Source organism: Winogradskyella rapida, assembly GCF_042675845.1.
Classification (GTDB): Bacteria; Bacteroidota; Bacteroidia; order Flavobacteriales; family Flavobacteriaceae; genus Winogradskyella; species Winogradskyella rapida.
Window position 1 is genome coordinate 514,183 of record NZ_JBHTKM010000063.1, and the last position, 18,144, is coordinate 532,326.

The 18,144-nt window shown below is 29.3% G+C and carries 17 protein-coding genes; 15 read left to right on the forward strand and 2 right to left on the reverse strand.

Features of this window, described 5'->3' with window-relative positions:
* The first annotated feature begins 47 nt into the window (after positions 1 to 47).
* The 6 genes from ACFQ13_RS09695 to queC all read left to right on the forward strand — a co-directional run bounded on the left by ACFQ13_RS09695 (position 48) and on the right by queC (position 7,966).
* The gene (locus ACFQ13_RS09695) at positions 48 to 542 is read left to right on the forward strand and encodes a zinc-ribbon domain-containing protein (RefSeq protein WP_386116731.1); all 495 of its coding nucleotides are present in this window, start codon (positions 48 to 50) and stop codon (positions 540 to 542) included.
* A 170-nt stretch (positions 543 to 712) separates the two neighbouring features.
* The gene (locus ACFQ13_RS09700) at positions 713 to 2,299 is read left to right on the forward strand and encodes a hypothetical protein (protein ID WP_386116734.1); all 1,587 of its coding nucleotides are present in this window, start codon (positions 713 to 715) and stop codon (positions 2,297 to 2,299) included.
* A 166-nt stretch (positions 2,300 to 2,465) separates the two neighbouring features.
* Entirely contained in the window at positions 2,466 to 3,299 is an 834-nt protein-coding gene (locus tag ACFQ13_RS09705; RefSeq protein ID WP_386116737.1) for a glycosyltransferase, read from the forward strand.
* On the forward strand, positions 3,299 to 4,051 hold the full coding sequence (locus ACFQ13_RS09710) for a glycosyltransferase family 2 protein (protein WP_386116740.1): 753 nt from the start codon (positions 3,299 to 3,301) through the stop codon (positions 4,049 to 4,051). The genes ACFQ13_RS09705 and ACFQ13_RS09710 overlap by 1 nt, the downstream gene beginning before the upstream one ends.
* Positions 4,048 to 7,347, forward strand: a complete 3,300-nt coding sequence (locus ACFQ13_RS09715; RefSeq protein WP_386116743.1) for a glycosyltransferase — start codon at positions 4,048 to 4,050, stop codon at positions 7,345 to 7,347. Before ACFQ13_RS09710 ends, ACFQ13_RS09715 begins: the two co-directional genes overlap by 4 nt.
* Entirely contained in the window at positions 7,334 to 7,966 is a 633-nt protein-coding gene (gene queC / locus ACFQ13_RS09720; RefSeq protein ID WP_386116746.1) for a 7-cyano-7-deazaguanine synthase QueC, read from the forward strand. Before ACFQ13_RS09715 ends, queC begins: the two co-directional genes overlap by 14 nt.
* A gap of 193 nt (positions 7,967 to 8,159) precedes the next feature.
* Here queC and ACFQ13_RS09725 read toward each other — a convergent pair whose 3' ends face one another.
* Positions 8,160 to 8,273 (reverse strand): DUF3871 family protein, encoded by a 114-nt coding sequence (locus ACFQ13_RS09725; RefSeq protein ID WP_386116749.1) that lies wholly within the window; start codon positions 8,271 to 8,273, stop codon positions 8,160 to 8,162.
* A 453-nt stretch (positions 8,274 to 8,726) separates the two neighbouring features.
* On the opposite strand from ACFQ13_RS09725, the gene ACFQ13_RS09730 reads away from it, so the two are divergent.
* The 6 genes from ACFQ13_RS09730 to ACFQ13_RS09755 all read left to right on the forward strand — a co-directional run bounded on the left by ACFQ13_RS09730 (position 8,727) and on the right by ACFQ13_RS09755 (position 15,220).
* The gene (locus ACFQ13_RS09730) at positions 8,727 to 9,350 is read left to right on the forward strand and encodes a toxin-antitoxin system YwqK family antitoxin (RefSeq protein ID WP_386116752.1); all 624 of its coding nucleotides are present in this window, start codon (positions 8,727 to 8,729) and stop codon (positions 9,348 to 9,350) included.
* Positions 9,351 to 9,512: 162 nt separating this feature from the next.
* Entirely contained in the window at positions 9,513 to 10,172 is a 660-nt protein-coding gene (locus ACFQ13_RS09735) for a hypothetical protein (protein WP_386116754.1), read from the forward strand.
* A gap of 4 nt (positions 10,173 to 10,176) precedes the next feature.
* The gene (locus ACFQ13_RS09740; RefSeq protein WP_386116757.1) at positions 10,177 to 11,295 is read left to right on the forward strand and encodes a hypothetical protein; all 1,119 of its coding nucleotides are present in this window, start codon (positions 10,177 to 10,179) and stop codon (positions 11,293 to 11,295) included.
* A 166-nt stretch (positions 11,296 to 11,461) separates the two neighbouring features.
* Entirely contained in the window at positions 11,462 to 13,702 is a 2,241-nt protein-coding gene (locus ACFQ13_RS09745) for a hypothetical protein (protein WP_386116760.1), read from the forward strand.
* A 332-nt stretch (positions 13,703 to 14,034) separates the two neighbouring features.
* Entirely contained in the window at positions 14,035 to 14,538 is a 504-nt protein-coding gene (locus ACFQ13_RS09750) for a hypothetical protein (protein WP_386116763.1), read from the forward strand.
* Between the two features lie 505 nt (positions 14,539 to 15,043).
* Positions 15,044 to 15,220 (forward strand): hypothetical protein, encoded by a 177-nt coding sequence (locus ACFQ13_RS09755; protein ID WP_386116766.1) that lies wholly within the window; start codon positions 15,044 to 15,046, stop codon positions 15,218 to 15,220.
* Positions 15,221 to 15,403: 183 nt separating this feature from the next.
* On the opposite strand, the gene ACFQ13_RS09760 is transcribed toward ACFQ13_RS09755, so the two are convergent.
* Positions 15,404 to 15,757, reverse strand: coding sequence for a winged helix-turn-helix transcriptional regulator (locus ACFQ13_RS09760; protein ID WP_386116769.1), 354 nt, complete (start codon positions 15,755 to 15,757; stop codon positions 15,404 to 15,406).
* 98 nt (positions 15,758 to 15,855) lie between these two features.
* Between ACFQ13_RS09760 and nfsB the strand changes: the two genes are divergently transcribed.
* From nfsB to ACFQ13_RS09775, 3 genes are all read left to right on the forward strand, one after another.
* Positions 15,856 to 16,515 (forward strand): oxygen-insensitive NAD(P)H nitroreductase, encoded by a 660-nt coding sequence (nfsB, locus tag ACFQ13_RS09765; RefSeq protein ID WP_386116772.1) that lies wholly within the window; start codon positions 15,856 to 15,858, stop codon positions 16,513 to 16,515.
* A gap of 454 nt (positions 16,516 to 16,969) precedes the next feature.
* A complete protein-coding gene (locus ACFQ13_RS09770) occupies positions 16,970 to 17,512 on the forward strand; it encodes an HNH endonuclease (protein WP_386116774.1) in 543 nt (180 codons plus the stop codon).
* 164 nt (positions 17,513 to 17,676) lie between these two features.
* Positions 17,677 to 18,069, forward strand: a complete 393-nt coding sequence (locus tag ACFQ13_RS09775) for a hypothetical protein (protein WP_386116777.1) — start codon at positions 17,677 to 17,679, stop codon at positions 18,067 to 18,069.
* The last annotated feature ends 75 nt before the right edge of the window (positions 18,070 to 18,144 follow it).

The window sequence follows — 18,144 nt, forward strand, 5'->3', positions numbered from 1 at the left end:
TATACACTATTTAAGAAACGATTTCAAACCAATAATAAAAATAAAAAATGATAATAGTAGGATTCAAAAATACACCTAGAATATTAGGTACAGTTGACAAATTTGAGTGCCCAAAATGTTTGAATAATACCAACTGGGAATTATTAAGTGTGGAAAAATATCTTACTCTATTTTTTATTCCAATTATACCTACTGGAAATGAGTATAATATAATCTGTGCTATTTGTAAGCATCAAGAAATTCTATCCAAACAAAATTTTAAGAACTATAACCTAAAATTAGATATTGAATCAACATTTTCTGAAAATAAAATTTCAGAAAATAAAAGAAACTTGAAACTTAATGAAATAAACAGAATAATTGAGGAAGACAAAAAAAATCAAAAAAATATCGCATTACAAGGTAGTAAAGAATGGTCTGATTTAGCATCAAAAAAATCAAATGAAGAATTATTATCGATTTATTTTAAAGAAAGACATAAATATAATCCTTCAATGATTATTGCTGTTAAAAATGAAATAGAAAAAAGAAAATTTAATTAATAAAACACATCGTACAAGATCGTGTATAATTCATGGCTAGTTCGGGTTTACTTGCGAAAGTCCTAGCAGACTTTCTATCTGTGATTTATTAGCTTAATTTAGCACTTAAATCTCGCAACGAAGTCATACACAAACACGTTAGCACTTAGCACCAATATAAACAAACAAGAATGGCAGTATTAATAGAAGCTTTTAATGTAGTTGTTAACGATGAAGCGTTTATAACAAAACCTGAAAAGCGAAAGTTGTTTTTAGAAACAATTACTACTAACGCGTTTTGTAGTGATGGCTTGATTTATAGAATTGGCTTTATGGATTCTCAAAATGCTTATCAATACATTAGCTTTTTAGAAAATGAAGTTGGACTTACTTATCAAGACAAATTAGGCTTTGCCCAGGATATCATCTTGGTAAATATGTTAACAGGACCAACAACAAAATGTAACTGGTTTGAATTTGAGAGAAAAAAACATTTTATAAATTTCAAAGAATTTACAAAATCTAACGAGAATTTTTCTATTGGTTGGAAGAAATATTTTTTTGCAGGCAATCCAGATAATTATTTAGTCTTCAGACAAAACAACAACCAAGAAAACTCATTTTTTAATTTTGAAGGTTTGTGTGTCCCATTCGGTTGGACTCCTGATACAGCTATTTACGAATCAAATTATATACAAAATCCAGAAGATGAACTTGAGAAAATTACAGAAGAAAACGGTGTTGCAACATTTATCCATAATAAGACAGGTGAGAAGATCTATGTAGGCTCACCTCCCAATTCAACATTTGATATACTAAAAAAATCTGAAGAATTTCAAAACTCAATCGGAGGGAAAATCATTCGTGATGAATTTGGAAGATGCAAATTATTCGGTTACCGAGGCAACGGTCTTTTCAATGGTGAATTGTTTAGTTTAGAAGAACTCACAAAATTTGCAATAAACATAATAGGAAATGAATATTTAGAAACTAATACCTATTTATCGGATTTAAATTATCACATTAATAACAATCCAAATTTTATAATTAAATCACATAAGAATATTGCTGTTTATGTAAGAGTTGACAATAGTGATGAAATAGATTTTGAAAAGTTAAAAAGAGTTGCTAAATGTTACACAAATAATAATTATTACAGTAGACTAGCAGTCATTACTTTCTGGGAGTTTAATAAAGGGGGTTGGAAAAAAGTTAAAATAGGTGAAAATGGCTCAAAAGATGGAGTTAATCCATATATCGTAAATTTAAAATTCAAATCCTTAGATGTAGAAAACACAAATAGAGTTTACGATAAAAACCTAACTCACAACGACTTATTACTATTGTTCAAAAAAGCTTGGAAGTCACGAGATGCAAGTATTATTGAGCCTTACATAGACGAAAACTTTAATTATTTTTCAGATTGGGTATTTGACACCTTATCCTCAAGAGAGGAATACATTGAGTATTTTTCTGGAAAGTTAAGAACTCTTAAAAATAATAAAATTCAAGTCGAATATGATTTGGTTACTGATAATAATAGTAATCAATACGCAATGTTATTTAATCAAAAAGGAGAAAAGGCAATATTTACAATACGAGCTGAAAAAGGAAAAATAATTAGTGCTAAGATGGCTAAATTAGAAACTCATAGTGAGATAACAGATAATAACAATGTTAATTTCGTTCCTCACACATTACAAACACAAGATAAAAAAACAGAAGAACCTACCAGAAATAAGGTTCTTTGGTGGAAGAGACTATTGAAAATTAAATAATCCTGGTGCTAACAATGCATATAAAAAAAACAAGTATAATAATATTAAACTCAATCGTTTTGGCCCGTGTCAAAATTTATACTTAACCGAAAGTTTAATGCTTCGAAATTAACTACTTGTTTAATATATATATTAAAGATAGACTTGAAATGTAACAACTATTGAGATGCCACAAACTACAATTCTGATTGCAACATCAATGAAACGCACTAATTGGCTTATAAAAAGAAGCTTATATTCTGTTTATAAACAGGAAAACGTAAATCCTGAATTAATTAATATACTTATTGTAGATGATAATGAAAACGAAGAAGAATTTTTTATTATAAAAACTAAAATTAATAATTTAAGAAGAAAACTTAATCTTTCTACCCATTATTTTTCTACAGATATAATAAGAAATAAAGGTGTTAAATTTAACTCTGGAACTGGAGCATGGAATACAGGAATTAAGCATACTTATACTTTAAATAAAGATGGTTTTATCTCCATTTTAGATGATGATGATGAATACTTACCAAATCATTTGTCTGCATGTTTATCAGAAATTAAAGATGACACGTTAGCCGTTTTTCAGAGCTTAGAATGGCGTAATCAAGATAACACCATTATTAGTTTTCCTTTAAGTCTCAAAAAACTTACGCCTCTAAATTTCTTTCTTGGTAATCCTGGAGTACAAGGAAGTAATATGTTTTTTAAAACAAAATGCTTAATAGTTATTAATGGTTTTGATGAATCACTACCGAATACCACTGACAGGGATTTAATGATACGATTCTTAGAAAATATAAAATCCTTAGACACTATTTCTGTTATTAAAGAAGTTGGTGTTTTACATTACAATCACAACAAGAAAAAAGTAAACAACAACCTTCCTTTAAAACAAAAAGGGCTGGATTTGTTTTATGCCAAATACAAGAATCAATTTTCAGAATTCGATTTTCAGAACTCTTTAATAAGAGCTAATAAATATTTTAATTATGAATATTCTAAAGCCTAATGAAAGAACAGATAATTATAAATATGCCACTTAAAAATGGTGAAAAAACACTTGAAAGAGCTATTGAATCTGTACTCATTCAGACTCATGTTAAACGTGAAGTAGTTCTATTAATAGCAAATGACAACTCTACAGACAGCTCCTCTACAATTTTAGAAAACTACTCAAAACACAGTAACATCAAAGTCTTAAATGTAGACTTTGGATTATCTTATCTAACAAGAAATCATCTGTTAAATTACACTAGAGACCATTTTCCTAATTGTGTTTTAATTGGTCGTTTAGATTGTGATGATTATTTGTATAACGACTTGGTTTTATCTACAATAGAGAAAGAGTTTGATAGCTCAAATTTTGATGCTTTACTAGCCGGTAATAAGCAAGAAAAAAACAATATTATTCTTGAAAACGCCAATGTTGCAAATAAAGAATTACTTGATAACAACTATTTAAAGTCTAGACTATATAACATGAGCATTGGTATCTCTAAAGCAGAGCTTCCATCATGTAACACGTTTTTTAAACCTACTGTTTCTATAAAATATCCTTCAAAAAAAAGTGCAGAAGACCATTGGCTTACTACAATGCTACTTCTAAAAAAGAAAGACCTTAACATTAAAGTTGCTGAAGATTTTATTTATTGTGTCTATTCATTAGAAGGTAATGTAACGGAAGACAACCTAACAAATAATAGTTATTATAAAAGTAGAGAAGATTTATATCAATATTTTATAAATCAGATAAAAGAATGACATCAAGACAAATTACAGCTCATAACATATTAAAAAATCATTCTGAACAAGAGTATCATCTTCTTGGAGAGGGCATGACTTCAGTTGTTTTTCACAATAACCAATTGGTGTACAAAGTCTTTTTATTAGATAACATTGAAGGTTTGAGTTATAAAAGACACATGCTCAATGCTTTTAAATCTAAATTACATTTATTTGATAATTCTAGCTTCTTCTACCCTATTTTAAACTTCATAGAGTTAGATGAAAACACATTAATATTGGTTTACCCTTACGAGAAAAGTGAACCGTGTAAAGCTTTTGAATATGATGAAATTCAAGACTTTTTAGTAGAATGTTGGCAAAGAAGACTAATATTTCAAGATATAAAACCAGATAACTTCATAAGAGTAAATGGGCATTTAAAATGGATTGACTATGAACCAGATAAGTTTACAGACAACTTGTTTTTAAATATGGCAACAAGAGCATTTATTTACTGTAAATACAATACAGTGAGCTCAATTTTTATAAATAAACTCTGTAGGAGTGCTATCAATAATTTTGACCTTATTGAATTAAATGGTTTGCAGACTTTTATAAATAAGTTGTTTTCAAAAATAGTTTTTAAAGAAAGTAATGAGGTTCTCAAATCAAATCGAGTTTTACTAAAAGACGTTCCACATTTTAACAACTTAAATAATGCTTTACAACAATTAGATTTTGATAAAAACATTAGGTTTTCAATACCATATTCTAACGACCTAGACATTGACTCTTTATTTTATAATTTAGTGAACCAAAATTTTCACTTAGACCACATAGACTTTGAAAATATTAATCTGTGTTCTAAAAACTATTTTAAACCTGAGAAAATAGTATTAACTATCTCTAAATTAATTCAACCCAAACATAAAGTTTCTTTAATTATAAAGGCTTGTGTCCAAGACTCTGAAATAATTTATCAGGCTGTAAAACACATTACTAAACAAATTGCTTCGCCTAATATCTTTGATGAAAAAATTATTACATTAGATAATCGAGAATCAAATTTTTTAAGAGAATACAATAATCATAATACTTGGAATGACTTAATTACAGAGGTTACAAAATTAAAAAAGCAAGGAATTATAGATGATTACATTATTCCAAATAATGAATCTACTACAGAGACTAATGAAAAGTATTTCGATCTAAAATCTTATGCCTCACACACCTACAAAGGTGTTCCTGTTACTTCCCAATTATATGCTTTCGAAATTGCTAAAAATGATTATATACTTCAGTTAGATTGCGATGCTATTATTGGAAGGTTAGACAAAAAGCATTCTTTTTTAGAAGATATGATTTCTGAAATAGAGACTAATGAAAATGTGGTTTCAGTAGGTTTTAATATCTATAAAGGCAAATCCACAGGTTTTACACCTTACTTTGGTTTTGAAAACGGTGGTTTTGTTCCAGAAGTTAGGTTTTGCCTATTAAACAGAGAACGTTTACATAAAACATTACCACTACCAAATGAAATTTTTCAGAACAACCTTAAATTTAGTTGGTATCGCTCTTTAGAATTGAAACAAAAAGAGACAAACGTATGCTCTATTAGAGGAGGTTCTTCGAAATCTTTTTTTATTCATCCTCCAAATTTTAAGAAAAAAGATAAAGATGTTTGGTTCACCAAAATAGATAGAACAGAACAACTAGAAATCCCTAAAACACAAATTAATCAATTTGATCTAATAGATTCTTATTATGATTGGACTAGTCCTAAACGTAATGAAAAATTAGTAATTGTGTCTTCTTTCAGAGATATTAGTTTATCTCGATTTCTAAGATATTGGTATTCTTTAGTGAGCCAATCTTACCAAGATTGGGGACTTATATTAATAGATGACCAATCTGAAAATGGTATTTCTTATTTTATTAAAGAACTTATTAAGCCTTATAAAAATAGAATCACTTTTATCAATAATAAGTTCCAAATGGGAGTTGCACATAATACTTATAAAGCGATTCATTACTTTATGAGTAATCAAGACTCTATTGTTACTATAATTGATGCAGATGATTCATTAATTGGAAAAAATGCGTTAAAAAACCTTTATGAAAAGTACAATTATAATAATGCAGATGTAGTAGTTGGTAAAATGTATAGAACTGATAAGTTACATGCGCATTACAAGTACACTCCTAATTTCACCAACCCTAGATTGTATGGTGGCAATGTTTGGCAACATATTAGAAGCTTTAAAAAGTATTTATATGATTCCTTAGGTTTTGAAGACCTAAAAATTAAAAATCAAAAACATCAATTAGATGATATTTTATTATCTAAAAGATTTAGTCAAAAAATGGTATTTCCAGAACATTGTACAGATTATACGTATATGGTTCCAATAGTAGAGATGTCTTCTAATCCAATATGGATTAATCATTTTAATATTTTACATGATAGAACTACAATAAATACACCAAAAGTTAAAAAGAGAAAAAATGAAATTATTAATGAGGTACTTTCAAAAAAAGCAAAATCACCTCAAGATGTTTTCTTTGGTAGAAAAACGTTTTTACCAAACCTAAAAAAGATTGAAATTGACATTACTTATGAGTGTAATTTAAAATGTATAAACTGTAATAGATCTTCAACGCAAGCTCCCATAAAAGAAGGAATGTCTTTAATTCAAATTCAAGAATTTATACAAGAATCTACTACATTAAATAAAAAATGGGAACTTATTAATCTATTAGGCGGAGAGCCAACTATTCATAGAGATTTCATTGAAATTGTAAATTCAATTTTAAATAATTATATAATTCCCTATTCACCAGAAACTATTCTTCAAGTGACTAGTAATGGGTTTGGAGATATTGTTCAAGCTAAGTTAAAACAACTACCTCAGCATAAAAACCTAATAATTGACTATGCTTCGTTTAAGGATGAAAGAGTAGTTCCTTACTTCTCTCCATTTAATGATGCTCCAATAGACAATAAGAGCTTGTCTTATCAAGAATATAGTAAAGGTTGCTGGGTTACTTCATATTGTGGTATTGGACTAAATCAGCTAGGTTATTATCCTTGTGGTGTAGCAGGTGGAATAGACCGAGTTTTTGAAAAAAATCTAGGTGTAAAAAAATTAGTAGAAGTTGATGAATCAATATATAAACTATTAAATGATTTTTGTAAATACTGTGGAAACTTCACTGATTATGGCGTAAATCAAGGGAATTTTATTCCTAGACATGAAAAGGCGTCCGTAAGTAAACCCGAAATTTCTACTACTTGGAAAAATCAATACAAAAAATATAATGCAAAAAAATAAAGTAATCTTATTGTTAAGTGGTGGTATTGACTCAACTACTCTATTAGCTAAGTTAAAAGCAGAAGGAAAAGAGGTTATTGCTATTAGTTTTTTTTATGAACAAAAACATGCAATAGAACTTGAATATGCTAAGGAAAATGCAAAAAAGTATAATGTACTCGAACATAGAACAATTCAACTAGACAGTCAACTATTTTCCAGTTCCGCTCTTGTAAATAACAATGAGAAATTATCTACTTATGAAAATGGAATAAAACCTGAAGGACAGGAAAATGCTTATGTTCCCTATAGAAATTTAGTCTTTTTAAGTTTAGCACTTAGCTTAGCTGAAACTAAAAACATTAATGATATTTACGTTGCTTTTAATAATGATGATTCTATTAATTTTTGGGATTGTACTTCTACGTTTTTATCACAAATAAATACTATTTCAGGCACTTCAAAAACTAAAATACATGCTCCACTAATCAATCTTTCTAAAAAAGAAGTAGTTCGTTTAGCAAAAAAAATTAATGTTAATCTTGAAGAAACAATTAGTTGTTACCAACCTACGGACAATAATGAGTGTGGTAAATGCCTAAGTTGTTTAGTTAAGAATGACGCTTTAAATAGACAATAGGTCTTTAACTGAATACAACCCTATGTTAAACAATTAAAATTCTAATCAAGTATATCTTTGCTCGAAACAGATTTAATTAATTTTAAAAAACAAACCCAAGATCTAAATAAAATAGAGATTGGCTTCTATTCAAATCAAAAAACAACAATGTTTAGAATCACCATTAATAGCATTTACTAAACCTTGAGCAAAATCAAAGGTATGTGAACTTTCTTAATAGAAAAGAGTCAATATAAGAGCTCTTACTAGCTCCCTTAAACAAATTATATACCTTCCAAAAATTAATATCTCGTACTTGTTTGGACAAAAGCTATCATTTAAATAATAGACCTTGGTTATTATAAAAATATGTCCATCATTAAGAATTAATTCTAGAATTAGAGTCTTTTCTTCTTTAGGGAAAAAAGTTAGATAACCGAGCTCTACCTATAAGCTTAATAAATTCCTTTTTCATTAAATTATGTTCAGGTAGTTGCTTTATTTATTGCAAAGCAAATAGTTTTTTTCACCCTATAACATCCCATGTATCTCGTTAGAACAACAAAGGTGAGTCATTGGTTAAGTCTTTAAATAGAATGAACCAACATTTGGAAGCAGCTCGTTATTTCACTAACAAATTAAAGTGTAGAACCGTCCAAAAATGACACGACTCCTGTAATACATTTCGTAAAACAAAAATCCAAATGATTATTCAACTAAAAGCATTACATTTATAAATAAATTAGAAGCAATAGGTTATATCTTAATGTTGTGCATAATTATGAAAACAGTACTAAAATCAATCTTTCTGCTAATAATAAGCTTCTCGTGTTTTAGCCAAAACAGCGGAAAAGAAAACTTGAATTTGGTCTTTTATGATGACTGCTCAAACCAAATAATTAAACCTGAATTTGAGGTATTATATATGCCACATTCGACTTACGACCTCATAACAGTTTTTAAGGAAATAGAGGATTGGACACTTCAATTCTCAACTACTTTAAAAACAAAAAATGACACGATACGAATTCCGAAAATTCTGTTCGCTGGAGGAAATGAATTACATTCAAAACGTTGGACTTACCTAAATTGCGAAAAAGTATGCGACGGAAAAGAAACGGATTTTTATGCAAATGGAAATAAGCGGACTCAAGGAACATACGAAAACGGAAAACCAATTGAAATCAAAGAGTTTCGCAAGAACGGAACTTTGCGAGCTCAATATTTTTATAAAAATCTGACATTAAATTACGAAAGAGTTGATTATTATGATGAAAATGAAAATCTCGAGGAATATGAGATTTATAAGAACAAAAAAAGGAAAACAATAATCAAAACTTTTGACAAGAATGGCAAGCTGACTAATAGAAAAACTGAAAAACATTATATTGAACGGAATAAATAACTATGCACAACACCGTATATAATTTATTGCTGGCTTATCGCTTACTTACGAAAATCCTCGCGGATTTCCTATTTGGTTTATATTTGCTAAATTAGGTACTTAATCACGCAACAAACCATATACAAACACGTTACCCAACATTAAAAACACAACTATAAAATAATGAGTACAGGAAAAATTTTAGGAGGAATATTAGTCGGAGTTGGAGCAATAGCTGCTGCACCATTTACAGGTGGTGGTTCTTTATTTGCAGCTGGAGTATCATTATCAGCAGCTCTTGGAGGAACTGCAGCCGCAGCCGCTGTTGGAGCAGGAATTGCCGGTGGAACAGCTGGAGCTGTAATTGCTAATAAGGAAAAAAAAGAAAAAGAACAGGCTAATAAAAACCATTTCAATGAGGGTGTTAAATCTGGCGAGAATAAAGCAAAACAAAAATTCAATACCATTCTAAAAACACAAAAAGAAAGAGATGAATTAATGTTGATTTCTATAAAAATAGGTGTTTATGTTAGCAAAGTTGATGGTGTCATCGATAAAAATGAATTAGAAGAACTGAATAAATTATGCCTTTTTATTAATCAAAACCCAACAACACCTCAATTTATAAAAGAAGAGGTAAATAGAATAATAAACTCCAATATAACTTATTCAGAATTAAATATTGAAATCGATAAATTTTTGGAAACAAAATCTGAAAATTACAAATCACAAACAATTATCTTTTTTGATAAATTAATAGCAACAATTATTAACGCAGACAAATATGAACACACAAAAGAATCTGAGTTTTTAAAGAATTGGAGAAAAAAATATCAAAATTAAACTTATGCAGAATAGTTTAGATAAATACTATGACATATCATTAAACAACAAAGATATTAAAGAGTTAAACAAAACTCAATTTGAAAACAGTAAAAAAGTAACTTCACAATACGAACTTGATAATGTAGAAAAAATAATTTGCTGGATAACAGGACTTTCTGCAGGTTTAGTAGATGCCTTTTTTGTAACAAACTATAAAAACCTTAGTACAGAAAATGTAACTAAAATTAAAGATAATTTACACTTAAAAGATACTGGAAGTATTAATAATGCTGTTGACAATAGAATTAAAAATTTATTTTCACAAGCTAAGATTTCAGAACTAGAACAAAAATTTAAAGTTCCATACGATGCATCTTCAAGTAAAAATTTAAGTGACTATGTGAGTGGTTTAAATCCTAAAACACATAGAATTCAATCTTTAGGGCACGATCCTATTTTAGGGTTTTATTATGGTATTAGAGATATTTTAAGTGGTCAATTTACTGCAATTGATAATGCAGGAGATTTAATTACTCAAAGTATTACAGGTAATAATGCTATTGGCATGAATTTATTTAAAGCAATTGCTTTACAATTTGGACATTTATGCTCTGACATTTCTACTCCTGCTGGACTTCCTATACCTTTTATGTCTCAACTATTAAGATTAAAAGAAGGAAATGTTGAGGGTTTTTCTTACAATAGGTTAATTAAAAATATGTACGCAAAAGGTTATAATTTTAATCACTTATTATCAATGAGTGTACCTGCTTTAATTATAGAAGTTTTAACCAGATTATCTTATTTTGTTTATTCCTTATCTAAAGGTTTAAGTTTTAAAGAATCAATCCCAATCAATAAAGTTAAACTAGATAAATTACTTTTCAATTCTTACTTAATCGCATCTGGTTGTAATGGTGTTAAAATGATAGCTACCAACGGAAATATATTTGCTTTTAATCCAGTTCTTTGGGCTGGAACTTTAAGATATGGTTTTACCGAATTTAAAAGGTATTTAAAAAATGAAAAAGAAGTCGAAAGACACAAATATGTATTTGAAATTTACAAACAGAACGAAGCTGAATTAGACGTTTCAATTGAAGAGAATATTAAGTACTATAAACAAAATAACGTTGGGTAACACCGTATATAATTAATGGCTGGTTCTTGCTTGTTCACAAAAATCCTCGAAGATTTTCTATTCGGTTTTTATTTGCTAAATTAGATCCTTAACCGCGCAACTAACCATACACAAACACATTATATGCAAGCTAAAAACGCCAACCAAAAACCAACTTTTAGAATAAATGAATTATATAATAGAAATATGCGTAGCGATTGATATTGCGATTTTGGGTATTGCCTACCCAATATTAATCGACAAAATCTCTAACATAGGACAAAAATATAACTCTGAATATTTACCAAACGTCTTTGATTTTGAGTATCCTGACAACAAAATAATTGGTAAGATTTCTTTCTTTCAATTTATTCTTATTCTAGCACTATTAAGTTTCATTTTTAAAATATTTCCGTTAGAACCTATTGAATATTTTAAAGGTAATAATTTAATCGAAAATTCAGCCGACATTTTAGTTTTTACACTAACATTAATATTGACAATATCGTTTTTTTATTGGGTTAATAAAATTATGCTGTTTCAAGGTAAGGCATCTGAATTATTAAAATACTTGATAAGCAAATACGATAATAAAAAAGAAGATGACCAATCAAAAACCTACCTTTTAAAAACAATTAATGAGTTTGCAATATTCGCAATTGAAAATCAAGATATTCATATACAAGAATCTTTATTAGACTTTTATTTTAAACAATTTCGTCGCTTTAAAGAAAATTTCAAGGAAGATATAGGTCCTGAATTTCCTATTGATTTATACAATGTCACTAATGAAATAATTGAAACATCAATAAGTAATCAAAATAAGAAACTAAAAGCATTAGAGCATCGAGCTTCTTCTGGAACTTGGCTTTTCGGAGAAAGCTTCAAATTTGCTAAAATTTCTAAATCTACTTATGTTTGGCTTTGGCGTAATTTGATTACTTCAAGCGAACACAAAACTTTAATATCTAATTATTGGTCGTCAGCATCTCAATATTTCAACTATAGCCTATCTGGAATAACACCTGAATATGATGACAACGGAATAACTAATCAATCTGAAATAGATAAAGTAGAGATAGAAAGAAAGCGTTTTTTAGAATTTAATTATGCTCTTGGTGGTCTACTCTACTATAAAGATGAGTATAATACTCTGAAGTATATTCTTTCATTTTCTCAATCACAACCACCAAGTTATCCTTTGTTGCCACAAACAATGGATGAAATTTTCTATTGGTTTGACCAATTTAGCAATGAATTTAAATCACGAGCTGAACCAATAGAATATAAATATTTTTTCCCTGAAATAGATAATTTAGGTATTAGTAGAAATGTTTCTCATAACATATGTTTATATATCTCACTACTATTTGTTCGACAGTTTACTCAACAGACCATATATGTTTATCAGAACTTTAAAATATTTCACAGGCTTACGGATGACCTTCAAGAATTATATTCTTACAACGATAGATTACCATATTTTAAAAACTGTATTGAGACAATTCTATCCAATAAAATACTTCTAGACACTTTAAATTATAAAGTTGAAATAGAAGAAGTAATTAAAACTTTTGATGATTTAGATAAGAAAATTAAGGAAAAGATTGATATAACAAAACTGAACGCAAATTTATCTACAGATAAGATTCAGACTTTCAAAAATTCAACAAAACAAAATATTAAAGACGCATTAGATAAATATAAAATAATTGAAAATAAAAACGATTTTAGCAATGTAGACGATAGTATTGTCACATCTATTAATGGAGAATTAATCGTTTCATCAAAATCATCTTTCACGGATAATGACATCCCAAATATGAATTTTGATTCTGTCTATTCACAACATATTGCAAATAATAAAATCAAATATTTTTTACCCAACAGCTTCTTATTAGCTAGAACGGAAAAATATCTAATTGAAAGAAAACAGTTAATAGCAGGTTTTGAAAGAATAATAAAAGATTTTAAGGATAAGATTATCGTTGCTATCGGACTAGGTTATGAGTCAAATCAATTAATTACTGCATCAAAATTTAAAGATATATTAGTAGAGATACCATCTACAAATAATAGTTTAAGCGACACATTTTTCATTTTAGATAAAAAGGATTTGCCAAAATTTGAATCAAAAGATTTACCTCAAAAGGAAATTGACAAATTCGACTTAACACTTCTAGATAAAAATTATAAATTATATTCAAATGTTATTGATATCAATTTACCAAAAAACAGTTCTTTAAAAGAAGAATATAGCACCAAAGACGAAAAGGAATTAAAGGTATTAATACTAATTTCATTCATATTGTTGATTAAATGGAAAAAGGATAGAAAAATAACTATGTTAAGTTTAACAAGTCCTTTCCAAGAAAGAGGTATCGTTAATGAATTAGACGATTTGAAAGAATTAAAAGCCAGCACATAGCACCGTATATAATTTATTGCTGGCTTCTCGCCTACTTACGAAAGTCCTCGCGGACTTTCTTGGTCAGTAATTATTTACTAAATTAGTACTTAAACCACGCAACTAACCATACACAAACACGTTAGCCATACAGCAAAACCACCTTCATAAAAGTTGAACCATAAATTTATAATAAAACTAAAAGAGCGCAAAATAACATCTTAATTGCGTTAGCCTTTTGTTCTCTTATCCTTATCGTATTATCAGTTATTATATCCTTCTATTCAGGCCTATACCTCATTGGAATTTTAACCTTTGCAATAAGCCTTTCTATAATTGCACCTTTCTTCGATATGCCTTCCTTAAAGAAAAGTGGAAAACTCATTTATTATTCACCTTTATTCATTGCCGAGAAACCTAAAAACGGACTTATCAAAATTCACGGCGGAACATTATTTGATTACTATTTTGTAATTGACAAAACAATGAATGGCAAACAAAGAACCGATTTTATCATCCAACAGTATTTGGATGGACTATTGCGCCTTATCGAAAAGTACGAAAAGGCCCCCAGCATGACGATTAGAGGAACAAGCTATATCTTAAATAAAAGAACAGCAGAAAAAATGGGGTTTGAAATTGTGGAAACTGACGTGTTGCAAAAAATAATCTTAATCTATAACTACTTCAATATTCTGATTTCAACTTCAATCGCTAAAAATAAATTAGCCTTTCCGAAATTAAATAATACCAAAACATTTGAAGCGGATGTGCGTCAACTACTTAAACGAAAAGAATATATTGAGACCTTAAACAAGGCCTTAAAAAACACTAGGACTAACAACACATACAGTTAACTAATGGATTCAATTAGAAACTGAATACGAAATGATCCTGGCAAACCTCAAATGAAAATTCAGTAAGGTTTATTTAATTCCAAGTAGTCTGTTAAAGGCTTTTAATTCACACTGGTAAAATTGCATCCATTTTTGTTTAAATGATCTTAACAAATTTTTCATAGCTTAAGGTATTTACGTTTAATTGTAAGACGTTAAAATATTGAATTTGTTACAAGTACCTTCTGAATGATATATCAGAATCAAATTGCTTTTGCATTTAGTATGCTTAAAAATTTCACCCTTATTCCGAATTGCTTCTATTTTGAACTACCCCGTTGCTAACTATGGACTAAATTACATAACACCTCCTATCCAAACACCTCAGCTAGAATCTTCAAAAAAATTCTTCTGAATAAAGTTTGTAACGTTTATGACTAAAAGCCTACAAATAGTATTAGAATCCGTATAAACCTGATTCTTTATTCAGACTCCACCTCAAAAAACGTAAATAATTAAAATCTTTATGAAGAAAAAAAACAAATTAGCTCGTGGAATTGCCATCGGAATTGCAATTGGAACCGCTGTTGGAGTTGCCACTGGAAACCTAGGCTTATGGCTCAGTGTTGGAATAGCCCTTGGAGTTGGAATTGGAACCACACTCGATAAAAAAAATAATTCAGAAGAAAATGATAAACCTTAATCGCGTTTCAAATAACTAGAGCTAACAAGGTCTAAAATGAATGACGAGGTTCAAGCCTAATACCTACAATTCTTACAGAATTTTACGGGTTTAAAAGGACTTGAACAGGTTTGTTACCATAGCTATAACACCAGCCAATGACCCCAACACCAAAGCTTGGCACCAAGTTAAAACCACAAGGCGTTAGGAATATTTCTCTACGACTAAATCTCCCCAATCCGCTATAGATTGAATTAAGGGAATCAAAGTTTTTCCGAAATCTGTGAGAGAATATTCAACTTTTAAAGGTGGTTTTGAGGTATACACCTTTCTTTTTAGCAATCCATCTTCTTCTAAAGCTTTTAGCTGTAAGCTTAATGTTCTTTCGGTAACCGTTGGCATGGCTTTTCTCAATTCGTTATATCTCAATTTTTCATGCATCAAGTGAAAGAGAATAACAGTTTTCCACTTCCCCCCTATTAATCCCATGGTTAAACTTGCACAGCAAGGATATTCTTGACCTCTAAATTTGAGCATTTTTGGTTGTTCTGATTCCATATATTTTATACTATCATTTTTGACCGTTATTGCAAAGGTATAAAACTATACTTATTTTTGCTACTATAATTAATATAGTATAATAAAACAGCTAAAAAATGAACTTAAAAGAAACACTAAACTGGAGGTACACGACTAAGGAATTTGACCCAAGTAAAACAATATCGGATTCCGATATGAATGAAGTTAAAAACTTATTGAGAATGAGTCCATCTAGCGTAAACCTACAACCTTGGCATTTCATTATAGCCGAATCAAAAGAAGGTAAAGAAAGAATAGCAAAAGGAACGCAAGGTTTTTTTCATTTTAATGAACCCAAAGTATTAAACGCTTCTGCAGTGGTCGTTTTTTGTTCAAAAATTGATGCTGATAAAACGTATTATCAACATATTGCCGATACAGAAGATGAAAGCGGAAGATTTCCGAATAAAGATATTAAAAATAGATTTTTAGGGGCTGTAAAAGCCTTTTCTGAAATTCATAAATTTGATTTGAAAGACTTGAATCATTGGATGGAAAAACAAGTTTACTTAAACCTTGGAAGTTTTTTATTAGGTGTGGCAAGTCTAGGAATCGATGCGACACCAATGGAAGGTATTGATGTAAAAGCCTTAGATGAAGAATTTGGACTAAGAGAAAAAGGTTACACGTCTTTAGTCGCTGTTTCTTTAGGTTATAGAGCAACTTCTGATTTTAATTCTACCGACAAAACACCAAAATCTAGATTAGCCGAAGGTGAAATACTCACCATAATCTAAACATAGACATCCTAAAAAAGTATTCTATATTTATCAGTTTGACCTCCGTGAACACGTGCAACCGTTGAACATGAGACCATAGAAAAACAGCAAATACAATTTAGGATCGTATAGAGTATTCAACGATTAAACGGATTTAAGCTGAGAAATAAAATTTGTAAAAAGTTCTTCTTCTACATCGCACAGTTATAAGTCAACTATAAAACTATTTTGATGAAAAGGAATTTCAATCATCAGGATGTAGATGAAGAACCTATACGGTTGGTATTAGGTCATTTTTGGAGACAACCCGAAGGCGAATTCTTAAGCCGTGTATAATTCGTTGCTAGTTATAGCCTACTTACGAAAGTACTCGCAGACTTTCTATCTGTGATTTATTTACTAACTTTAGAGCTTAAACACACAACAAACCATATACAAACACGTTGTCGTGTATGTGATAAAATCCTGAAATATGATAAGAGACTATTGGAATGAAGACTGGAAAGTTATTGAATTTGACGATGGAATTGCCGAAAATGAAAAATTTAAAATCTCCAATTATGGGCGAATTTTAAATTGTAAGGGCGAAACCGAATTTGAAGTTAATAAATCATACATTAACGGTTACCAAAATCTTCCACTGAAACAAAAAAGCGGAAAATTGACAAGCAGATACGTTCATAAACTTGTGGCTGAACATTTCCTCGAACAGAATGATGGGATTTATGTAATCCACCTGAATTACGATAAAACCGACAATCGAGTGGAAAACTTAAAATGGGCAACCAAAAGAGAAAAGGAACTACATCAATTTAATAATCCGAATTGGGAAAAAATTGTAGAAAAAAGAAGTAAAAAAATCGGAAAATTAAATGAGGGAAAAGTTAAAATCATTAAGCGGCAATTGAAAAACAAAAAGAACAGAATTAATATGATTGCGAAGCGTTTCGGAGTTTCGAACACGCAAATTAATAGAATAAAAAAAGGTGAAAATTGGAGTCATGTAAGCGAATAAAAAAATGCACTACAACGCCGGGTATATTTAATTGCTCGGTTCTTCCCTACCTGCGAATATTCCTGCGGAATATTCGCAGGTTCGTTACTGCGTACTAACTTAGTTGTCCAACCACGCATCTAACCATACACAAACACGTTGTACAACATTAAGAAAAAACTCAAATGCTGAACTTATTTAGAAAACAAAAAAAAGAAATCCCATCATTTGAAATTTTACAAAATTCAGAGTTTAAAGATAAATACTTTAGTCGTTTATCTCCTTGGGATTGGATGGATAATAAAATGATTCATGTCTTTGATAAAAATTCGCCAAGAGTTGTTACAATGGATCCTTGGCCTCAATTAATATATTTAGAAGCTACTGGACAAATTACTGTTTCTGAATTTGTTTATAAAATGGCTTCAAGTTATAATCGTAAAACACCAATTCCAAAAGAATTAGATACTACAATCATTTCTGTTCTAAACGATTTAATTGAAGATAATTTGATAGAATTAACTCTTGAAAAGCAAAATCTCACTAACGATATTCAATATCCAAAATCTGAACAATAATTTGTTTTACAACATTAAAGAAAATGAAACTCGATTAATAATTTTGCTGATATTAATATCATTTCTTTCATGCAA